The organism is Enterobacter sp. SECR19-1250 (assembly GCF_013391025.1).
In the GTDB taxonomy this organism is placed as follows: Bacteria; Pseudomonadota; Gammaproteobacteria; order Enterobacterales; family Enterobacteriaceae; genus Enterobacter; species Enterobacter cloacae.
This window is the reverse complement of sequence record NZ_JACASJ010000041.1, coordinates 19599-38662: the sequence shown is the minus strand read 5'-3', so window position 1 is coordinate 38662 and position 19064 is coordinate 19599. Positions and strand designations below refer to the sequence as shown.

Below are 19064 nucleotides of genomic sequence, written 5' to 3'. Positions count from 1 at the left end.
ATCTGAGTTAGCCGCCTGCTGTACGGGGCGGTTTTTCTTTTCCATTACGCCACCTTTCCCCGGCGCTCAGCCAGCCAGTTATTAATCTCTACCGCATCAAAGGCGGTCACGTTATCGGTGAGTTTTACCGGGCGCGGCAGAGTACCGTTCTTAACCCAGCGGTCAATAGTTGGCATGGAAACACCCAAAAGTTCCGGCATACGAAAACGGCGGATGTATCCAGTAGTGGGAAGTGCTGATTGTGCGGCTTGAGAGGCTGTCATATGTCCCGTAACTCCTGTGATAGCTGGTGATGGAAAGGCTATCAATAGCAGTTCACAATCTCGCCGAGTTTTAGAAAATTCCTCCGAGTTATGAGATTGTTTGCTTGAAACTAACGGCACATCTTCATTGGCGAAAGCTAACCATAATTACCTATAACCGGCTTTTTCCAACCAATCCCGTAAAGAGTCATCCGTTACGTCAGGAAATTTAACCTCATTTGCCATATGGCTTAATCTATCCATAATATTTTTGATGGAAAGCGTTTTTAGTTCGCCTTGCGTTACGCCTAGAGCATTTATTAGATAGGCAATAAATCTAGATTGCTTTGCCGTTTCCCTAATTTTTGGCTTAGCCTTAATTGATTCAGATACGGTCAATCTATCTTCTGGTAAATCTTTGCCTTGGACTCCACAATTGTAAATTAGCTCTATATCCCCCCTGCTTAGATAAACATCATTCATACTCAAAACAATTGGTTGAGCATCGTAGCAATACGCATAAACAGGTCTAATTAAAATATCATCCACCGACAGCACCGGGCGGTCTTCACCAACATATGGAGCGCCTAGTTTTGCAATAGGAATCGCGCAGAACAAATCTTGCGGAAAGACCATTAGCTCATCATTTTCAATTAAATACATCCCTTCCAAAACGGACGCCATGCCATCAAAGTAGCCCACAAAATCCAGTGTTTTTTTATTTTTATCGATGGTGAATGCGGTATCTATCATTGGCGAGGTTGGAGTCAATCCGCCTCGTGAGGCTACAGGTATAAGGTCAATATATTCTTTTGAAATATCTCCATATTCATATGGGTTATCATAGTTATTCAATGTAACCGTCAGAGTACCTTCCACTGAACTTTGTTTAAATTCAATCATAGGATTCAGATGATTCATCCATGCTGAAAAGTCTGATAATTCGCACTTCAATAGTGTTGCTGCTCTGTTTAGTGAGCACCACGGTAATGGAGGGATGGAATTTTTTTCCCAGATATTAGTTAATTTGCCATGTGCCATAACGCTACCTTTTACGTCATGCCTTTAAAGTGATTGAGCCAGGCGGTAAGGCTTCCCGCTTTTCGCCCCGTCGGGCTAGGCTCAATCTGTCCTCTGATTCTTTACATATCTTGGTTACTTCGCTTTTCTCAGCGGTGTAACGTTGTATTCTTCGCCGCGTTCCAGAGCCACCAGCAAATCCGCCCACTGCGCCAGCGCTGCTTTGCGTTCGTCGAAATATTCATGACGGTTATAGATACCCTCAACGCCCGGTATTTTGTGGTTCAGGCATCGCTCAGCTATCACAGGGTCAATCCCCAACGCTGCCATTTGAGTGCGCATCGTGCGGCGCAGATCGTGAATACTGAATGGCTCAACGTCCGGCATTTCTTTCAGGACGGCGGGCATAACCATATTCAGGGTGGCGCGGCTGACGTGTGAGGTCGTTCTGGCTCGCCTGGCCGGAATTAACCAGCGACTGTCTCCGGCAAAGAGCCTTATTTCTTCGATCCACTCGATTACCGGCTGCGGCAGCGGAATATCGATATCATCGCCATTCTTCGCGCGGATGCCCGGCAGGTGCCAGACGGCGTTTTTCAAATCGAACTCAGCCCATTCAGCGGCGCATAGCTCCATCTTTCTGACGCCCAGCGCAAGAATGATTTTGAAGGTAAGCTCGTTTTCCCTGCTTATCCCACGCCCACGGCGTAGCGCTTTAAAGAACTGGATTAGTTCATCGCGTGATAAGGCTCGTTTTCGCCCCTGCTCCTTACCCCCGGCATCCTTCGAGCCAAAGGATATAGCAGGGTTCACCTCAATCATTCCGCGCACCACAGCGTAATCAAACAGGCGCTTTAGCATTCTCAATACATCATTAGCGACTGTGGGAGAACCGCGCTGTAGTACGTCCTGCAAAATGCTATCAATATGGCGCGGGCGAACGTCCTCGACGTTCATTTTGCCGATTAGCGCCACGATGTTTTTTTGTAGGCTGCTGCGGAAAAGGTCAGGGTGTTTGTAATTTGGTTCTATCTGGCAGGCGTAATACTCAGCGGCAAGCGCCGAAACGTTAATGGCGTTCTTCTCAGCCTCGATCTTTGCCATAGCATCGGCTTTTCGCTGCTGCTTCTCTGCTGCCACGTCATAACCCAGCGCAACGCGTGCTGAAAGCTCCCTTGCTATCTCCCTTGCTTTAGACAAAGGGAAGTCAGAGTAAGAGCCAATCAGCATAGTTCTGGACTTACCTGCCATTTGATAGCGGTAGCGCCAAAAAGGGGTTTTATCCTCTTTACGAAACCTCAGATACAGCCCGTCACCGTCAGCACGTCCCTCGAACCTTTCCCCGCTCTTAACCCAAGCGCGAATTTGCATATCTGTAAGTTTTGGCATGTGCGAACACCCGTGAAACCAGCTCATTCCGTCATGGGTACAAAGCTTTTGCACCCAAAAACCACCACACTTGTACCCAGAAAAGCCGTATATCAAACCGGGTACAACCTTGTGTACAACATTATCATGCACTCTGGTGCGTCGTTATGATAGCCCCTGATAACAAAAAAGCCCGGCATATGCGGGCTTTATGGATTTCGTGCTGGTGGGTGAATCGTCCTGATAGCTTATTTGCTTTTCTTAATGTGCTTAATCAAACGCTTACGCTTACGCATCTGGTTTGGCGTAAGGGTGTTGCGCTTGTTAGCAAACGGGTTATCCCCTTCCTTGAACTGGATACGGATAGGGGTGCCCATCACGTCCAGCGATTTACGGAAGTAGTTCATCAGATAACGCTTGTAGGAATCCGGCAGGTCTTTCACCTGGTTGCCGTGAATCACCACGATTGGCGGGTTATAACCACCGGCGTGGGCGTATTTGAGCTTCACGCGACGGCCACGTACCAGCGGCGGCTGATGGTCTTCTGCTGCCATGTTCATGATGCGGGTCAGCATAGCGGTGCTCTGACGACGGGTGGAGCTGTCATACGCTTCACGCACGGAGTCGAACAGGTTACCCACACCGCTGCCGTGCAGCGCAGAGATAAAGTGCACGCGAGCAAAGTCGATGAAGCCCAGACGGAAGTCCAGCGTCTCTTTCACCTGCTCACGAACTTCATTGCTCAGGCCATCCCATTTATTCACCACGATAACCAGTGAGCGCCCACTATTGAGGATAAAGCCGAGCAGCGACAAGTCCTGATCGGAGATACCTTCACGCGCGTCGATAACCAGCAGCACAACGTTGGCATCTTCAATCGCCTGCAGGGTTTTAATGACGGAGAATTTCTCCACCACATCGGTGATTTTTCCGCGCTTACGCACGCCCGCGGTGTCGATGAGTACATACTCACGCTCATCACGCTCCATCGGGATGTAGATGCTGTCACGGGTGGTGCCCGGCATGTCGTATACCACCACACGCTCTTCACCCAGAATACGGTTAGTGAGCGTAGACTTACCTACGTTTGGACGCCCCACAATGGCCAGTTTAATCGGCAGATCCTGCGGGTTGAATGTCTCTTCAGGCTCTTCTTCTTCGCCTTCTTTATCGTCTTCGAACTGCGCCCAGTATGCCGCGTCTTCGTCCACCTCTTCCGGCGGGTTCACTTCGTCAACCCACGGCAGCAGAACGGTTTCCAGCAGGCTGGTCACGCCGCGGCCATGCGATGCGGCGATCGGGTAGATATCACCCAGACCTAAAGACCAGAAATCGGCGATCGCCTGATCGGCATCAATACCGTCAGTTTTGTTCGCCACCAGGAAGGTCGGTTTTTCACGCGAACGCAGATGTTTAGCAATGGCGGAATCCGCAGGCATCAGGCCAGCACGAGCATCCACCATAAACAGCACGACGTCTGCCTCTTCGATGGCCAGCAGAGACTGCTCCGCCATGCGGGTTTCAACGCCGTCTTCTGTCCCGTCGATACCACCGGTATCGATACAGATGAACTCGCGTCCTTCCACCTCTGCACGACCGTACTTACGGTCACGCGTCAGCCCCGGGAAATCCGCAACCAGCGCATCACGGGTGCGTGTTAAACGGTTAAAAAGAGTGGATTTTCCAACGTTAGGGCGCCCGACAAGCGCGACCACAGGTACCATGTTTGAAGCCTCATAAAATTCAAAATAACGTCGCTTTCGCAGCGTTTTTAAAAATGTCAAAACGGCTCCTGAGTGAACAGGAGCCGTTTAGTATACTACAACCGCCGGGTAATTAACGCGTGATCGCGTACAGCGTGCCGTCTTTTGCCTGAATCAGCAGTTTGCCATCAGCCACAACCGGGTCGGTGAGGAAGCCAGAGCTGTCGACTTTTTGCTGCGCAGTAAAGCGGCCCGTCTCCGGATCGATCCAGTGCATGTAGCCTTCGCTATCACCCACCACCAGGCTACCGTTGTACAGCGCCGGTGCGGTCAGCAGACGGTGCAGCAGATCGCTTTGCGTCCACAGCGTCACGCCGCCATCGGTGCTCAGCGCCAACAGACGGTCATTCTGGTCAACCATATAGATGCGGTTACCATCAACAATGAAATCATTCACTGAGCCCAGTTCACGTTTCCACATGATCTGGCCACTGCGCAGATCCAGCGCGGTCAGGTTGCCGTTGTACGCCAGCGCATAAACCACACCGTTGACGATAACAGGCGTCGTGTCGACGTCGTTCAGACGGTCGATTTCAGTTGACCCCGTCGCCTGAGAGATACGCTGCTGCCAGATCATCTGACCTTGCTGCATCAGCACCGCGCTCACGCGACCGTTATCACCACCCACAATGGCAGCACCAAAGGCTGTCGCCGGGGCAGATTCGCCGCGCAGGGAGAGTGATGGCATATCCAGGTTGACGGTCCACTTCACCAGACCATCGGCTTCGTTCAGCGCCTGCAGCTGGCCGTTGCTGGTGTGGATCAGCACCAGGCCGTCGCTCACCACCGGACGAGACAGAGACTCACCGGCAACCGTGGTTTGCCAGGCAACAGAACCGTCGCTGGTGTTCAGGGCATAGACCTGTGCTTTTTCGCTTCCCACGTATACATGACCACCGGCAACGGTCAGGCCGCCAGACAGCAGTGCAGGTTTACGGGAGAACCAGCCGTCTTTTTCCGCCAGGTTAACGGACCACACTTCTTTTCCGTCATCGGCGTTAAGCGCTTTTACGGTACCTTTACGGTCAGCCGCATAGATAACGCTGTCAGCAAAAGCCGGGTGCAGGTTGGAATAGAAATCACCAATTCCATCCCCCACGGAAGTACTCCACGCGGTTGACGGAGTAAACTGGTTTTCAACCGTCGGCAGCGGGGACATTTTCACAACGTCTTCTTCGCCACTGAACAGTGAACAGCCACTCAATAACGTAACAGAAAGCAGTCCTGGCAGAAGTAATTTACGCAATTGCATCGGGTCCCTCTCAGACGGACAAATTATTTATTTTCATCTGCATCATTTCGCTCAGCGCAGGGGATGCATTGCTATCTACACCAGCTTGCCACGCTTTACGCGCGCCCGCTTTATCACCTTTGCTTAGCAGTGCTTCACCGCGCAGATCGGCAACGATGGCAGCAAAACCTTCGCCTTTGATGGTATCGAGCGTTTTCAGCGCTTCATCAGCTTTTTTCTGCTGAACCTGGATACGGGCCAGGCGCAGATTGATAACCGCTTTCAGGTTGTCATCGCTGGCGGCTGCAAGCCCCTGCGACAGCTGGGCAGCCGCTTTATCCAGTTCGTTCTTGTCGATGTACTGCTGAGCCACTTCCAGCGCGGCCAGCGCACCGTAGGTGTTTTTGTTGTCAGCGGCAAATTTCTCTGCTGCCGTCAGCGTTTGCGGCTGATCGGCACGAATGGCGCTCACGGTATTTTCATAGGACAGAGACGCGCCGCGCGCGGAATCCGCCTGATGATTGTTCCAGTAGCGCCAGCCAATCAATGCACCTACACCTAAAATAACCCCAACAACCAGCGCTTTGCCGTTTTCAGCAAAGAAGCGTTTGATCGCGTCGACCTGGTCGTGTTCGTTCTCGTAAATTTCCACGCAGTCCTTCTCCTTAGCCCAATAGAGTGCGCAAGTGCGCCGCAACGCCGTCCTGCGTTACCGTTGTCTGCTCACCAGAGCGCAGGTCTTTCACTACCACTTCGCCGTTGGCCACTTCGGACTCACCCAGCACCAGTGCAATACTTGCGCCCCACTTATCGGCACGAGCAAACTGTTTTTTGAAGTTGCCGCCGCCATGGTTGGTCATCAGCTTAACCTCCGGCAGTGCATCGCGCACGCGTTCAGCAAGCTGCATCGCCGCAGACTGCGTTTCCGCGCCTGAGGCCACCAGGTATATATCGACAACGGAATCTGCTTTAAATTCCGGATTAACTGCCTGAACCAGCAAAACAAGTCGCTCAAGGCCCATTGCGAAGCCAACCGCAGGCGCGGCACGGCCGCCAAGCTGCTCAACCAGACCGTCATAACGGCCGCCAGCACACACGGTGCCCTGCGAACCGAGGCTGGTGGTAACCCACTCAAACACGGTACGGTTATAGTAGTCCAGACCGCGCACCAGGCGCTGATTAACGGTATAGGCAATGCCTGCTGCTTCGAGCAGTTTGCAAAGACCAGCAAAGTGTTCGCGAGACTCGTCGTCCAGGTAATCGCCTAATGCAGGCGCATCGTTCAGCAGCGCCTGCACGTCCGGATTTTTGGAATCAAGCACGCGCAGCGGGTTGCTGTACATGCGACGTTTGCAGTCTTCGTCCAGCTTCTCTTTGTGCTCTTCAAGGAACGCCACCAGCGCATCGCGGTAGTTGGCACGCGCTTCCAGAGAGCCGATAGAGTTCAGCTCCAGAGAGACGTGCTCGGAGATGCCCAGCGCACGCCACCAGCGGGCGGTCAGCATGATCAGCTCAGCGTCAATGTCGGGGCCTTGCAGGCCAAACACTTCTACACCCAGCTGGTTGAACTGGCGATAACGACCTTTCTGCGGACGTTCGTGGCGGAACATCGGGCCGATATACCACAGGCGCTGCTCCTGATTGTACAGGAGACCATGTTCGATGCCGGCGCGTACGCAGCCCGCCGTACCTTCAGGACGCAGTGTCAGGCTGTCGCCGTTGCGGTCCTCAAAGGTGTACATCTCTTTTTCAACCACGTCGGTCACTTCGCCGATCGCGCGTTTGAATAACGGGGTCTGCTCTACAATCGGCAAACGGATTTCGCTGTAACCGTAGCTGCCGAGCACCTGTTTCAGTGTGCCTTCAATGCGCTGCCAGATGGCGGTTTCGCCAGGCAGATAATCGTTCATGCCGCGGATGGCTTGAATGTTTTTTGCCACGTTCATTCTCTTTCTATATACAAAAAAGAACCCAAAGAATGGGTTCAATCATACATGGGAAGCACTTCGCTTCCCATCACGTTATTTTTCAACCTGCTGAACGCTGATGCGCTGCGCTTCGTCCATCATCGACGCTTTGGCACGAATGCGCGCTTCAAGCTGATCGATCATATCACTATTATCCAGACGATCTTTACGAATGCCATCTTCATAGAGACCACTTTTCTTGTTACCGCCGGTGACGCCCAGCGTTGACACCAGCGCTTCACCCGGGCCATTCACCACACAACCGATGATGGAGACGTCCATTGGGGTGATGATGTCTTCAAGACGCTGCTCCAGGGCATTCACGGTTCCGATGACGTCAAACTCCTGACGTGAACAGGTTGGACAGGCAATGAAGTTGATCCCACGTGCGCGGATACGCAGTGATTTCAGGATGTCGAAGCCAACTTTGATCTCTTCGACCGGATCGGCCGCCAGCGAAACGCGCAGGGTGTCGCCGATCCCTTCCGAGAGCAGCAGACCCAGGCCAATGGCTGATTTGACAGAGCCACTGCGCAGGCCACCCGCCTCGGTGATCCCAAGGTGCAGGGGCTGATCGATCTGCTTCGCCAGCAGACGATAGGACTCTACCGCCAGGAAGACATCGGAGGCTTTTACGCTGACCTTGAACTGATCGAAGTTAAGACGATCCAGATGATCAACGTGACGCATCGCGGATTCAAGCAGCGCCTGCGGCGTGGGTTCGCCGTACTTTTCCTGCAGATCTTTTTCCAGAGAACCGGCGTTCACGCCGATACGGATGGGGATGTTCTTATCGCGTGCGCAGTCCACCACCATGCGGATACGCTCTTCGTTACCGATGTTGCCTGGGTTAATACGCAGGCAGTCGACGCCGTATTCAGCAACTTTAAGCGCAATGCGGTAGTCGAAGTGGATGTCTGCAACCAGCGGCACACTGACCTGCTGTTTGATCAGTTTGAACGCCTCTGCGGCGTCCATGGTCGGCACGGAGACGCGAACAATGTCCGCGCCTACGCGTTCTAAGGCTTTGATTTGGTTGACCGTCGCTTCCACATCCGTGGTGCGCGTATTGGTCATCGACTGGACGGCGATAGGCGCCCCATCGCCGATTGGCACATTCCCAACGTAAATCCGTTTTGATTTTCTACGTTGAATCGGAGCCTGGTTATGCATGAAAAATCTCCCGCGTAGCCCGTCTGTTACTGTGCTGCTGATTGTTCGGCATTAACGGTAAGACGTGCAACCTGGTTAGTTCTGATAAAGCGGCTCAGATCGACAGGTTTTCCTTGATACTGGATCTGTACCGCTGCCGGAGCGCCGATTTTAAGTTTATACGGTGCCTGACCGGTTAGGTTTAACGTGCCATCTTTACGCTGCAGGCCGCTGAACAGTTTTTTACCTGTTGCGTCAGTGACTTCTAACCAGCAGTCAGCAGTGAAATTCATCACCAGCGCGTTAGGGTCAACCGCGGGCGTTGCGACACCTGCCTGATCGGTCGGCAGAGGTGCAGCGGTGTTCGCCGCCGGTGCGTTCGTTGCGGTATCCACAGGAGCCTGAGAAGGTGCAACCACCGCGTTTTGATCCTGCGCTGGAGCCTGCGTCTGAGGCGCTGACGTGTTAGCCGTTGCCGCTGGGGTCTGCGCAGCGTCGGTAGCTGGCGTATCGGTCGTCGCGGTTTGTGGTTCGCTGGTCGTTGCCGCGCTGTCGGTGCTCAGTGGAACGCTCTGCGCGTTACCGTTTCCGGCCTGGTTAAGTTCGGCAGAGGATTGATCGGCCATCGTGGTGATCTCTTCCTGCTGCGCCTTGTGGTTTTGCCACCACCATGCGCCGGTCAGGCCGACCACCACAAACAGCACCAGCCAGGTGAAGCTCATCAGCCAGCCATCACGTTTTTTACGACGTTTGCCCAAAGAGAAGCTCTGCATCGGTGCAACTTTGGCTGCACGAACCGGTGCCTGCTTCTCCATCATTGGCAGTAATTCGTCTTCAGGGATGTGCACCAGTTTTGCGTAAGAGCGGATATACCCGCGCAAGAATGTTGAAGCCAGATCGGCAGGTGCCTTATCTTCTTCAATATCGCGAACCGTGGAAACCTTCAGGCACAAGCGTTCTGCAACGGCTTGCTGGCTGAGTCCGAGTTGTTCACGGGCGTTGCGAAGACGAACGCCAGTGGAGAGTGCTTCATGTTGGTCGTGAGTGGCTTCAGTATTCATTCGCTACAACTACTGGTACGTGAAAAATAAGGGTTCAGGTGCCGGTGAGTCACAATGCCACCCGCACCGCGAAACTTCTGGTCAGTTAACCTTGAACAGTCAGTATAAGACTGTCAGCCCGGAGATGACAGTGCGCCCTGCCCGTGAAGCTAAACTGTTGTTACGTCGTTACATACTGCCCGAAAGTCGTATGAAACGCACCGTAATTATTACTCAGTCATCACGAATCTGACTGATTATTCAGTAAGATTATGCTTCACGGCGCAATAATGCGCCGTGATTGCATAATAATCAAACAGCTTTGACCGCAATCGTCTCGCCCTGCATGCGTTTACGCAGGGTACGTTTGGTTCGGTCAATCACATCACCCGCCAGCTGACCGCATGCGGCATCGATATCATCACCACGGGTTTTACGCACGATGGTGGTGAAACCGTACTCCATCAACACCTTCGAGAAACGGTCGATACGGCTGTTCGAGCTGCGGCCATACGGCGCTCTCGGGAACGGGTTCCATGGGATCAGGTTAATTTTGCACGGCGTATCTTTCAGCAGTGCAGCCAGTTCATGCGCATGCTCGGTACCGTCGTTCACGTGGTCGAGCATCACGTACTCGATGGTTACGCGGCCCTGGTTGGCGTTGGATTTTTCCAGGTAGCGACGCACCGCCGCAAGGAAGGTTTCGATATTGTACTTTTTGTTAATCGGCACAATTTCGTCGCGGATTTCATCGTTTGGCGCATGCAGAGAGATGGCCAGCGCCACGTCAATCATGTCACCCAGCTTATCCAGAGCCGGAACCACGCCTGACGTAGAGAGCGTCACGCGACGTTTGGAGAGGCCAAAACCGAAATCGTCCAGCATGATTTCCATTGCCGGAACCACGTTAGTCAGGTTCAGCAGCGGTTCACCCATCCCCATCATCACCACGTTGGTAATTGGGCGGGTTCCGGTCACTTTCGCCGCGCCAACGATTTTCGCGGCACGCCAGACCTGGCCAATGATTTCCGATACACGCAGGTTACGGTTAAAACCTTGCTGCGCGGTTGAGCAGAATTTGCACTCCAGCGCACAGCCAACCTGAGAAGAGACGCACAGCGTGGCGCGATCGTCTTCCGGGATATACACGGTTTCAACACGCTGATCGCCAACGGCAATCGCCCATTTGATGGTGCCATCTGAAGAGCGTTGTTCTTCCACCACTTCCGGTGCGCGGATTTCAGCCACTTCTTTGAGCTTGTTGCGCAGCACTTTGTTGATGTCAGTCATGTCATCAAAGTTGTCGCTGCAATAGTGGTACATCCATTTCATGACCTGATCGGCACGAAACGGCTTCTCGCCCAACTCTTTAAAGAACTCGCGCATCTGCTGACGGTTCAGATCCAGCAGGTTAATTTTTCCATTTTTATTTGGAACCGCAGGCGTGGCGACTTCGGAGGTATTCACTAATTCAGACATAATATTTTCCGGCCTCGTTGTTACACGTTATGGCCCATGGAGGGTTGAAAAGAAACGCCCCGGAAAGCGTTCTGCTCGTCCGGGGCGTTGCATTGTACAAAGTCTGGCGCAGGGATGCCACGTTTGCACGTGGCATTTACGAAAATAATGTGTAAACGAAACCGTTAAATTAACGGGTACGTGGACACACTTCGCCTTCTGCGAAGAAGAAAGCGATTTCGCGCGCTGCAGATTCAACAGAGTCAGAACCGTGGGTGCCGTTCTCGGTGAAGCTGTCAGCGTAGTCAGCGCGCAGCGTACCTGCCAGCGCGTTATCCGGGTTGGTTGCACCCAGCAGGTCACGGTGACGCTGTACCGCATTTTCGCCTTCCAGCACGGATACCACGATCGGGCCAGAGGTCATGAACTCAACCAGACCGTCAAAGAATGGGCGACCTTCATGCTCAGCGTAGAAACCGCGAGCCTGCTCAACGGTCAGATGCAGCATTTTGGTGCCAACGATCTTAAACCCTGCTGATTCAAAGCGAGCGAAGATGCTGCCAATAACGTTTTTTGCCACCGCGTTTGGTTTGATGATGGAAAAAGTACGTTCAATAGCCATTGATAACCTCTGTAAAATGTTCTGTTGTTTTTGCATACCTGAGTATGGTGTGGCGCGGATTATAAAGAGCAATAGCGCCATTGCCTATGGTTATACATAACATTTTTTTAAAATGAGACGAAGATTAGCAACAGGACAGATTTCGCATCCCGTAGTGATGGTGGAAACAGAGCGGGCACTGCTTTTCTTCATGCGTAAATGACCAGAACCGACGGCGGCACGTCTGGCAATTGGCCTCATATGCGGGCATGGTTACCGTTTTCGCTATTCCCTCTGTTTGTGTCACTTTTATCGCCGCATGCTGGCAAACCGCTTCACAACCACCGCAACCGGTGCAATATTCGGTTTCCACCCTCAGACTGGCGTTCTCAAAACGAATCGCCTTTTCCTGACAGCTTCGCCAGCACGCCCCGCACAGCACGCACTTTCCGGCGTCGAGAGCGATCTCTGCCTCACTAAACGCGGGAAAAGCCCTTCGCAACTCACGCAGGCCGGGCATGACGCGACAGGCACGAACATCCTCGCGGGGAACGTGCATTAGCGCACGGCGGGCGAGATTCACCTCGTTGTGCGGGATGAGCTTAAATGCCCACGCCGCTTCACCGCGTCGGCGAAGCGTAAGATTAAGCCGGGCAAGCGCCAGCAGCCAGTCAGGATGGTGCTCCACCTCAATACTGATAAAACGAACGCGGTATTGCGCGTGCCACAGTAGCAGCTCATTCACTCCAGGTGCGCGTTCCGCAAACGGCCCGACAAGCGTATCTCCACGCAAAAAGCGTTTTCGCGGTACGATGCCGGTAATGGCTCCGGCTGGGCAGACAAACAGGCAGTCACCGCATTCAATACAACGGCTGTCATCAATCAGAACGCCCGAGTCCGTAAAAGTGAACGCCTGCACAGGGCAAGCGTCCGCACAGGCGTGGCAGGAGGCATGGCGGAAACGACGACGAACGCACGCATGCGTCACGTCCATCGCCGGGATAAGCGTTAATTCGTCCATCAGCCAATACTGAAGAAAACGAAGCGCAGCATCAGCTCACCCACAATCAGTAATGCGCTGCCCAGCAGCACCGGGCCTCGCGCGGCCTTCAGACCGCCCGCGGCAAAACACAGCATGCCCGCAACGGAAACGCACCAGCTCAGCAGATGCACCGTGCGCAGTTGCTCCAGCATCCGTAACGGAGCGTGAGGGAATGTCACAACGGTGTTGTCCATGGCTGTAATGTCGGCCAGCCAGACGGGCTGCATCACCAGACGCACAAGCACCAGCAGCGTAATAATCACAACCGCCGCGCGCAGGTTAATCCGGGAAGGCGCCCCAACGGCCACGCAGGCTGAGCCAATGATTCCCACCGAGCCGATGAACAGCACCAGCGTGTTGATGTGCTGCCAGGTAACAACCGACGTATGGATATAAATCTGCGCCATGCAGAACACGTCCACCAGCCCGACAAGACCCGCCACCGCCAGAAGCGGCTTCCAGCCTGGTTTTTTCGCGAACATCAGCAGCGTCGCAAGACCAAGCGCCGCAAGGTAAAGGCTGGCAAATACAATCTCACGGCTCAGCCAGGAGCTGGATACGTGGCGCAGCGCGTTGAGAGCATTGAGCGGGTAGCCCATATGCAGCGCCGAGGCGAGCAGCCCCAGGCAGGCCAGCACGAATGCCCCGGCAGCAGGCAGCAGCGCGTTACGCGGCGAAGCCTGCGCGTCTCCGAGCGCCAGCCAGAGCGTAACGCCTACCGATCCCTGAAGGAACAGGGTAAAAATCAGCAACGGTAACTCATGCATGACGTGTCCCCTCTTTCTCTGCGCCCTGATGTGCTTTGATCACCAGGTTCGGTTTGGTGATGGAGGAATCAGGCAATCCCTTCACGTCACAGACCACACCGTATTTCGCCCGAAGTTCATCAATCGGCCCGAATTTGATCGCTTCAAGGGGACAGGTTGCCACGCAGACAGGCTGTTCGCCTTTCGCCTGCAGATCCACGCAAAAATCGCATTTGGACATCTGCCCGGTCTGCTCGTTGAGCTGCGGCGCGCCATAGGGGCATGACCACTCACAGTATCCACAGCCGACGCACTTATCCGTATCGACGCGCACGATGCCGTCACCCGGACGCTTATGCATCGCGGTGGTCGGGCAGTTTTTGGTGCAGACAGGATCCGCACAGTGATTGCAGGAGACAGAAAGTGTGTAGGCAAAAACGTTATTGCTGACGCCGCCCTGGCCGGTTGGGATGAAATTCCCGCCGTTGATTTCGTACACGCGACGGAAACGACGCCCGGGTTCAAGGTTGTTTTTATCTTTGCATGCCACCTGGCAGGCCTTGCAGCCCGAGCAGCGGGATGAGTCGATATAGAAGCCCAGCTGTTTGTCGCTCACCGGCGCGTAGTGTTTAAACTGACTCATGCTTTTGCTACCTCCACCAGCATGGTTTGATGAGAATTCCCTTTCGCAAGTGCGGTAATACGGGCGGAGCTGAGCACGTTCGCGCAGCCACCTTTATTAATGCCCCGCTCGTCCGGCTGCCACCAGGCGCCAGCCTGCATGGCAACAACGCCAGGAATGATGCGCGGCGTGACTTCGGCCGGGATTTCACAAATGCCCCGTGCATTGTGAATACGCACGGTATCTCCCTGCGCAATACCGCGTTTTTGCGCGTCCTGTGGGTGAATCCATAACTTTTGCTGCTGAACCTCAATCAGCCATGGGTTGGCATACTGAGTGGAGTTGGCGCGGTTTTTCCCCTTCCAGGTAATGAGCTGTAGCGGGAACGTCTTCGCCAGTTCATCCTCCGGTCCTTCATGGGCTGGCACGTAATGCGACAGCGCAGGGATTTCCGGGTGATGCATGTCGTAAAGACGCTTCGAGAAGATCTCAATTTTTCCGGATGGCGTCGGGAAGGGATGATTTTGCGGGTCGCGAATATTGTCCTCAAAAGCGACATACGGTGCGCTTTTAAAGAGATGTTGCCGCGTCTTTTGCAACGTCGCGAAGTCAGGCAAGTTTTCCTCTGGCATCGCCAGGCGTGTCTGCTCCCATATGTGTTCAATCCACGCCTTTTCATCCCGCCCCTGGCTGAAGGCCGGTTCGATACCCAGCTTAGCGGCTACTTCGCGCAGCCAGTCATAGTCTGAACGGCGTTCAAATTCGGGTTTGATCAGCTTTTCCGACAGGATCAGATAGCTTGCGGTCCCCCAGGTTTCACCGATATTCCAGCGTTCCATAAAGCTGGTTTCCGGCAGCAGAAGATCGGCATAGCGGGCACTCGGCGTCATGAAGAGATCGCTTGCCACGATGAACTGAATTTTCGACTCGTCTTCCAATACCCGTGTCGCCTGGTGCAGATCGGGGTTCTGGTTAGCAAGATAGTTACCCGCCAGAGAAAACAGAATGCGGATATTACTGTCGAGCTTTTCAGCATCCTTCAGGCCGACATCCGGTGTGACCTGTGAGGCATCGTCAGCGGCCTGAACCCAGTTCATCACCGATATTTTTGCTTTGACCGGGTTATCCGGCATGTCAGGACCGACCGCAAATTTCCGGTTGGCACAACCACCATATCCTGCAGCCCACCCACCTTTTACGCCAACATTGCCCGTCAGCGTTGCCAGCAGCGTAGAGCCACGCGCGGTGCGTTCGCCGCAGTTGTGGCGCTGTGGACCCCAGCCCTGAATTAACGCGGCAGGTTTTGTTGTGGCATAGTCGCGTGCCAGCTGCCGGATGGTCTGCGCTGGCACATGGGTAATTTGCTCTGCCCATTCGGGAGTTTTCACCACTCCATCTTTCGCACCGGTCAGATAGGCGACAAGAGACTCGTTGGCGGGCACACCTTCAGGCATTGAGGCTTCATCGAAGCCCAGAGTATAGCGCTGAATAAATTCGCGATCGTGCAGGTTTTCCGTGACGATAACGTACATCATCGCGTCCATCAGCGCGTTATCGGTCGTCGGTAATAAGGGGATCCATTGATCGGCAAGGGATGAAACGGTATCTGAGTAGCGTGGATCAACCACGATAAAACGCGTGCCGTTTTGCTTCATCCTCTGGAAATAGTGGTTGCTGTGACCAAAAATGGTCTCCGTTGGGTTATGACCCCAGAGGATCACCAGCCGGGTATCCTGCAGTGTATCCAGCGAACTGCCGCTGGCGGCGGTGCCGTAGGTGTAAGGCGTCGCGGCAGCTGTATTGCCCATACTGACCGAATGATAGCTTTCAAGGTATCCGCCGGTTAAGTTGAGCAAACGACGGACCATCTTATCCCCGGAAAAGGTGCCCCCGGAAACCGCCGTACCCACATGAACATAACGCGAGGCTGCGCCGTATTGTTGCGTGATCGTTTTTAACCGTTCGGCAATAAGCGTGGTAGCTTCATCCCACGAAATACGTTCAAATTTTCCTTCACCGCGCTTACCCACGCGTTTCATCGGATATTTTAAACGGTCAGGATGGTAAACAAATTTCCGGTAAGCCCGGCCACGAACGCAGGCGCGCATCACCGGCATTTGCGGATCCAGCTCATTATCCGGGCGCGTGGAAATTCGGGTCACCACGCCATCGTTGACGTGGGCCCGAATATCACATTTCCCCCCGCAGTCAAATGTGCTGCAGGTCTGAATAATGTTTTCCGCAGGCTCGTCTTGTGCAGCGGTGCCTTCACTCGACTCTGCTTTGCCAACGCGGGCGACAAACGGCAGGGCAGCAAGCGCCGACCCGGCCTGGATAAACTGACGTCGGGATACAGCGGGTAAAAGGCCGTCTCCCTGGCTTTTTATTTTTGTCATTGCTCATTCCTTCAAATAAAAACGCATTCTCGTTTTTTCGCAGGAACGAACATTGATTATTATCAAGCTAATTAATAGGGAGTAGGGGTTAGCGGCTTAATTCAAAATTAAGCGTAGCCAATTTCCCGGCCTCATCCATGGCAACTAATTGAAATTTACCGGGCAAAGATAACTGCATTGAAAAATTCCGATTTTTATGTTCAAGAGGCTCGCCATTTAAAAACCACCATCGCTGCCCTTCTCCCCCGCTGGTCGTGACGGAAATTGTCACATTATCCTCACCCGGAAGACGTTTAATGACCGCCCCCTCTCTGATACCTGAAATCATTAGCGGTGCCGCATTGTTATCATCCAGCGGTGGACAAACCGTTGAGGGTGCGGGAAGACGTGCCGCTCTTTTTTCCGCTGCCGGTAGCCACGGCTCCAGGGGCAGCGGCCAGACGTCCAGCACTTTCTCTGTGGCATCCGGGCAATCTGCCGCCACGCGTTTGCCGGTTTTATCCAGCCAGATCGGGAAACGGATCCCGCGGATGCCCTCCTGCTCCGGCAGCAACAGCGTCGGCGGCTCACTCCCTTCCAGCAGCCAGGTCGACAGGCGTCGACGGCAGTTTTCACTGCCCTCCGGCAAAGATTGCCCGCCAGGCCAGCAGATCACGCCTCGCCCGACGCTTTCCGGGCGCGGATCGCGTGGCAGGCGCGCTTCGTCTATCGTTGAGCGCGACTGAAGCAGGTTATTCACCTGATTTAACAGCGGCACGGCACTGGCAAAACCAAACTGTCCCGCCACGGGCGTGCCGTCCGGCCTTCCTGTCCAGATGCCAATCACGTAACGCGCATTCAGGCCAATGGCCCAGGCATCGCGATAGCCGTAGCTGGTGCCCGTTTTCCATGCCAGCGGCGCAACCTGCGGCAGTGAGTTATCCGGTAACGGTTGGGCTTCATTCGCCAGAATACGGCGAATAATCCAGGCCGAGCCGGGTGACAACAGCGGACGTTCAACCAGCGCATCACCTGGCTGTAAGCGCAGCCTTCCCGCTTTACCGTGGCGGGCAAAAGCGCTGTAGGCAGCAGTAATATCAGCCAGCCGCGCTCCCGCCCCGCCCAGGATCAACGACAGATTTGGCTGCGCCCCCGCAGGCAAAATAAGCGGCAACCCTGCGTTGCTGAGCATGCCGGCAAAACGCTTAGGCCCGTACGCCTCCAGCACCTGCACGGCAGGCAGGTTAAGGGAGCGCACCAGCGCTTCGCTCATGCTCACCGGCCCATGGAATCCGCTGTCAAAGTTACCGGGACGATAATCACCGGTTTTCCTGGGGACATCCTGAAGCAGTGAAGCGGGATGGATCAATCCATCGTCGAGCGCCATACCGTAGATAAAAGGTTTCAGTACCGATCCCGGGGATCGGATCGCATTCACCATATCCACATGGCTGAAGCGGGTGTCATCGTTAATATCCACCGAACCGACCCAGCCGCGCACTTTCATATTGGTATGATCCACGACGATCATCGCCAGTGAACTGCGCGCCGGCAGGCGGGATTTCCAGTTCATTGCCAGCTCTTCCAGCTGCCGTTGTAAGGCGGCATCCAGAGTGGTGACAATTTTGGTATCACGGCTTTTTCCCAGCATCATGCGTGCGAAGAGCGGCGCCAGCTGGGGCATCTGCCGGGGAGCCAGCCATACCGGCTCTTCACGGGATTCGTTAACCTGTCGGGCTGACCAGACGCCCTGCGTTACCATCCGGTCGAGCACTTTGTTGCGCGCCGCTTCCGCCCGCGCCGGCCAGCGGTCCGGGCGTAAACGGCTGGGGGCCTGAGGTAGCACCGCCAGCAGGGCCGCTTCGGAATAGCTGAGCTGTGATGGCGGTTTACCCAGATAGGTCCAGCTTGCAGCACCTATTCCCTGGAGCGTCCCGCCAAACGGGGCGCGGTTAAGGTAGAGGGTGAGGATCTCGCGCTTGGAGAGGTGCCATTCAAGCTGCATCGCCCGCCAGAGTTGACGAATTTTACCGCCAAAGGTGCGCGGATGCGGATCCAGCAGACGCGCAACCTGCATGGTCAGCGTGCTGCCCCCGGAGACAACCTTACCGGACGTCAGATCCTGCCAGGCGGCGCGCAGCACAGAGAAAGGATTCACGCCTGGATGCTCCCAGAACCAGCGATCTTCATACTGGATCAGGGCCTCAAGATAGCGAGGAGAGACCTCTTCAATCGTGACCGGATAACGCCAGATCCCTTCGCTGTCGGCAAAACGCCAGAGCGGCGTGCCCTTCTCATCGACCACCACCCGGGCGGGGTTAACCTCTTTCAGCGGCAACGGCCAGAGGCGGTCGGCGGCGACAATCAGCCCCCATAAAATGAGAAGCGCCCCCGCCAGCCACAGCCAGCGGGAGCGTATCAGACGTGCAACTGACAT

At 54.5% G+C, this 19064-nt stretch carries 16 protein-coding genes; all 16 read right to left on the bottom strand.

Translation table 11 applies throughout. The features are described 5' to 3' along the window. Positions 1-44 precede the first annotated feature (44 nt). The 16 genes from HX884_RS12650 to pbpC all read right to left on the bottom strand — a co-directional run bounded on the left by HX884_RS12650 (position 45) and on the right by pbpC (position 19064). The gene (locus tag HX884_RS12650) at positions 45-263 is read right to left on the bottom strand and encodes an AlpA family transcriptional regulator (RefSeq protein WP_032653018.1); all 219 of its coding nucleotides are present in this window, start codon (positions 261-263) and stop codon (positions 45-47) included. A 147-nt stretch (positions 264-410) separates the two neighbouring features. Continuing rightward, positions 411-1283, bottom strand: a complete 873-nt coding sequence (locus HX884_RS12645) for a hypothetical protein (RefSeq protein ID WP_178328267.1) — start codon at positions 1281-1283, stop codon at positions 411-413. Between the two features lie 114 nt (positions 1284-1397). Next, positions 1398-2651: a site-specific integrase gene (locus HX884_RS12640; protein WP_178328268.1), complete on the bottom strand. Its 1254-nt coding sequence runs from the start codon at positions 2649-2651 to the stop codon at positions 1398-1400. Positions 2652-2878: 227 nt separating this feature from the next. After that, positions 2879-4354 carry a ribosome biogenesis GTPase Der gene (der, locus tag HX884_RS12635; protein ID WP_128311652.1) on the bottom strand — a complete coding sequence of 492 codons (1476 nt, stop codon included), beginning with the start codon at positions 4352-4354 and terminating at the stop codon, positions 2879-2881. Between the two features lie 112 nt (positions 4355-4466). Next, positions 4467-5645 (bottom strand): outer membrane protein assembly factor BamB, encoded by a 1179-nt coding sequence (bamB, locus tag HX884_RS12630; RefSeq protein WP_029882244.1) that lies wholly within the window; start codon positions 5643-5645, stop codon positions 4467-4469. 10 nt (positions 5646-5655) lie between these two features. Next, on the bottom strand, positions 5656-6276 hold the full coding sequence (locus tag HX884_RS12625) for a YfgM family protein (protein WP_013098275.1): 621 nt from the start codon (positions 6274-6276) through the stop codon (positions 5656-5658). 13 nt (positions 6277-6289) lie between these two features. Beyond that, positions 6290-7564, bottom strand: coding sequence for a histidine--tRNA ligase (hisS, locus tag HX884_RS12620; RefSeq protein WP_013098276.1), 1275 nt, complete (start codon positions 7562-7564; stop codon positions 6290-6292). A gap of 81 nt (positions 7565-7645) precedes the next feature. Then, positions 7646-8764, bottom strand: coding sequence for a flavodoxin-dependent (E)-4-hydroxy-3-methylbut-2-enyl-diphosphate synthase (gene ispG / locus HX884_RS12615; RefSeq protein WP_178328266.1), 1119 nt, complete (start codon positions 8762-8764; stop codon positions 7646-7648). Between the two features lie 26 nt (positions 8765-8790). Continuing rightward, positions 8791-9804 carry a cytoskeleton protein RodZ gene (gene rodZ / locus HX884_RS12610; protein ID WP_023620375.1) on the bottom strand — a complete coding sequence of 338 codons (1014 nt, stop codon included), beginning with the start codon at positions 9802-9804 and terminating at the stop codon, positions 8791-8793. Positions 9805-10095: 291 nt separating this feature from the next. Continuing rightward, positions 10096-11262 (bottom strand): bifunctional tRNA (adenosine(37)-C2)-methyltransferase TrmG/ribosomal RNA large subunit methyltransferase RlmN, encoded by a 1167-nt coding sequence (locus HX884_RS12605; RefSeq protein WP_178328265.1) that lies wholly within the window; start codon positions 11260-11262, stop codon positions 10096-10098. 169 nt (positions 11263-11431) lie between these two features. Continuing rightward, positions 11432-11863 carry a nucleoside-diphosphate kinase gene (gene ndk / locus HX884_RS12600; RefSeq protein WP_003860625.1) on the bottom strand — a complete coding sequence of 144 codons (432 nt, stop codon included), beginning with the start codon at positions 11861-11863 and terminating at the stop codon, positions 11432-11434. A gap of 124 nt (positions 11864-11987) precedes the next feature. Continuing rightward, positions 11988-12863: a 4Fe-4S binding protein gene (locus tag HX884_RS12595; RefSeq protein WP_178328264.1), complete on the bottom strand. Its 876-nt coding sequence runs from the start codon at positions 12861-12863 to the stop codon at positions 11988-11990. Further along, positions 12863-13651, bottom strand: a complete 789-nt coding sequence (locus HX884_RS12590) for a DmsC/YnfH family molybdoenzyme membrane anchor subunit (protein ID WP_058651807.1) — start codon at positions 13649-13651, stop codon at positions 12863-12865. Before HX884_RS12590 ends, HX884_RS12595 begins: the two co-directional genes overlap by 1 nt. Then, positions 13644-14273, bottom strand: a complete 630-nt coding sequence (locus HX884_RS12585) for a DMSO/selenate family reductase complex B subunit (RefSeq protein ID WP_102752270.1) — start codon at positions 14271-14273, stop codon at positions 13644-13646. The genes HX884_RS12590 and HX884_RS12585 overlap by 8 nt, the downstream gene beginning before the upstream one ends. Further along, entirely contained in the window at positions 14270-16648 is a 2379-nt protein-coding gene (locus HX884_RS12580; protein WP_178328263.1) for a DMSO/selenate family reductase complex A subunit, read from the bottom strand. The genes HX884_RS12585 and HX884_RS12580 overlap by 4 nt, the downstream gene beginning before the upstream one ends. Positions 16649-16736: 88 nt before the next feature. Continuing rightward, positions 16737-19064 (bottom strand): peptidoglycan glycosyltransferase PbpC, encoded by a 2328-nt coding sequence (gene pbpC, locus HX884_RS12575; protein WP_102752272.1) that lies wholly within the window; start codon positions 19062-19064, stop codon positions 16737-16739.

Excerpts from the sequence above, each read along its gene's own strand:
- HX884_RS12650 (WP_032653018.1), bottom strand. The coding sequence starts at position 263 with ATGACAGCCTCTCAAGCCGCACAATCAGCACTTCCCACTACTGGATAC.
- HX884_RS12645 (WP_178328267.1), bottom strand. The coding sequence starts at position 1,283 with ATGGCACATGGCAAATTAACTAATATCTGGGAAAAAAATTCCATCCCT.
- HX884_RS12640 (WP_178328268.1), bottom strand. The coding sequence starts at position 2,651 with ATGCCAAAACTTACAGATATGCAAATTCGCGCTTGGGTTAAGAGCGGG.
- der (WP_128311652.1), bottom strand. The coding sequence starts at position 4,354 with ATGGTACCTGTGGTCGCGCTTGTCGGGCGCCCTAACGTTGGAAAATCC.
- bamB (WP_029882244.1), bottom strand. The coding sequence starts at position 5,645 with ATGCAATTGCGTAAATTACTTCTGCCAGGACTGCTTTCTGTTACGTTA.
- ispG (WP_178328266.1), bottom strand. The coding sequence starts at position 8,764 with ATGCATAACCAGGCTCCGATTCAACGTAGAAAATCAAAACGGATTTAC.
- rodZ (WP_023620375.1), bottom strand. The coding sequence starts at position 9,804 with ATGAATACTGAAGCCACTCACGACCAACATGAAGCACTCTCCACTGGC.
- HX884_RS12605 (WP_178328265.1), bottom strand. The coding sequence starts at position 11,262 with ATGTCTGAATTAGTGAATACCTCCGAAGTCGCCACGCCTGCGGTTCCA.
- ndk (WP_003860625.1), bottom strand. The coding sequence starts at position 11,863 with ATGGCTATTGAACGTACTTTTTCCATCATCAAACCAAACGCGGTGGCA.
- HX884_RS12595 (WP_178328264.1), bottom strand. The coding sequence starts at position 12,863 with ATGGACGAATTAACGCTTATCCCGGCGATGGACGTGACGCATGCGTGC.
- HX884_RS12590 (WP_058651807.1), bottom strand. The coding sequence starts at position 13,651 with ATGCATGAGTTACCGTTGCTGATTTTTACCCTGTTCCTTCAGGGATCG.
- HX884_RS12585 (WP_102752270.1), bottom strand. The coding sequence starts at position 14,273 with ATGAGTCAGTTTAAACACTACGCGCCGGTGAGCGACAAACAGCTGGGC.
- HX884_RS12580 (WP_178328263.1), bottom strand. The coding sequence starts at position 16,648 with ATGACAAAAATAAAAAGCCAGGGAGACGGCCTTTTACCCGCTGTATCC.
- pbpC (WP_102752272.1), bottom strand. The coding sequence starts at position 19,064 with ATGTCAGTTGCACGTCTGATACGCTCCCGCTGGCTGTGGCTGGCGGGG.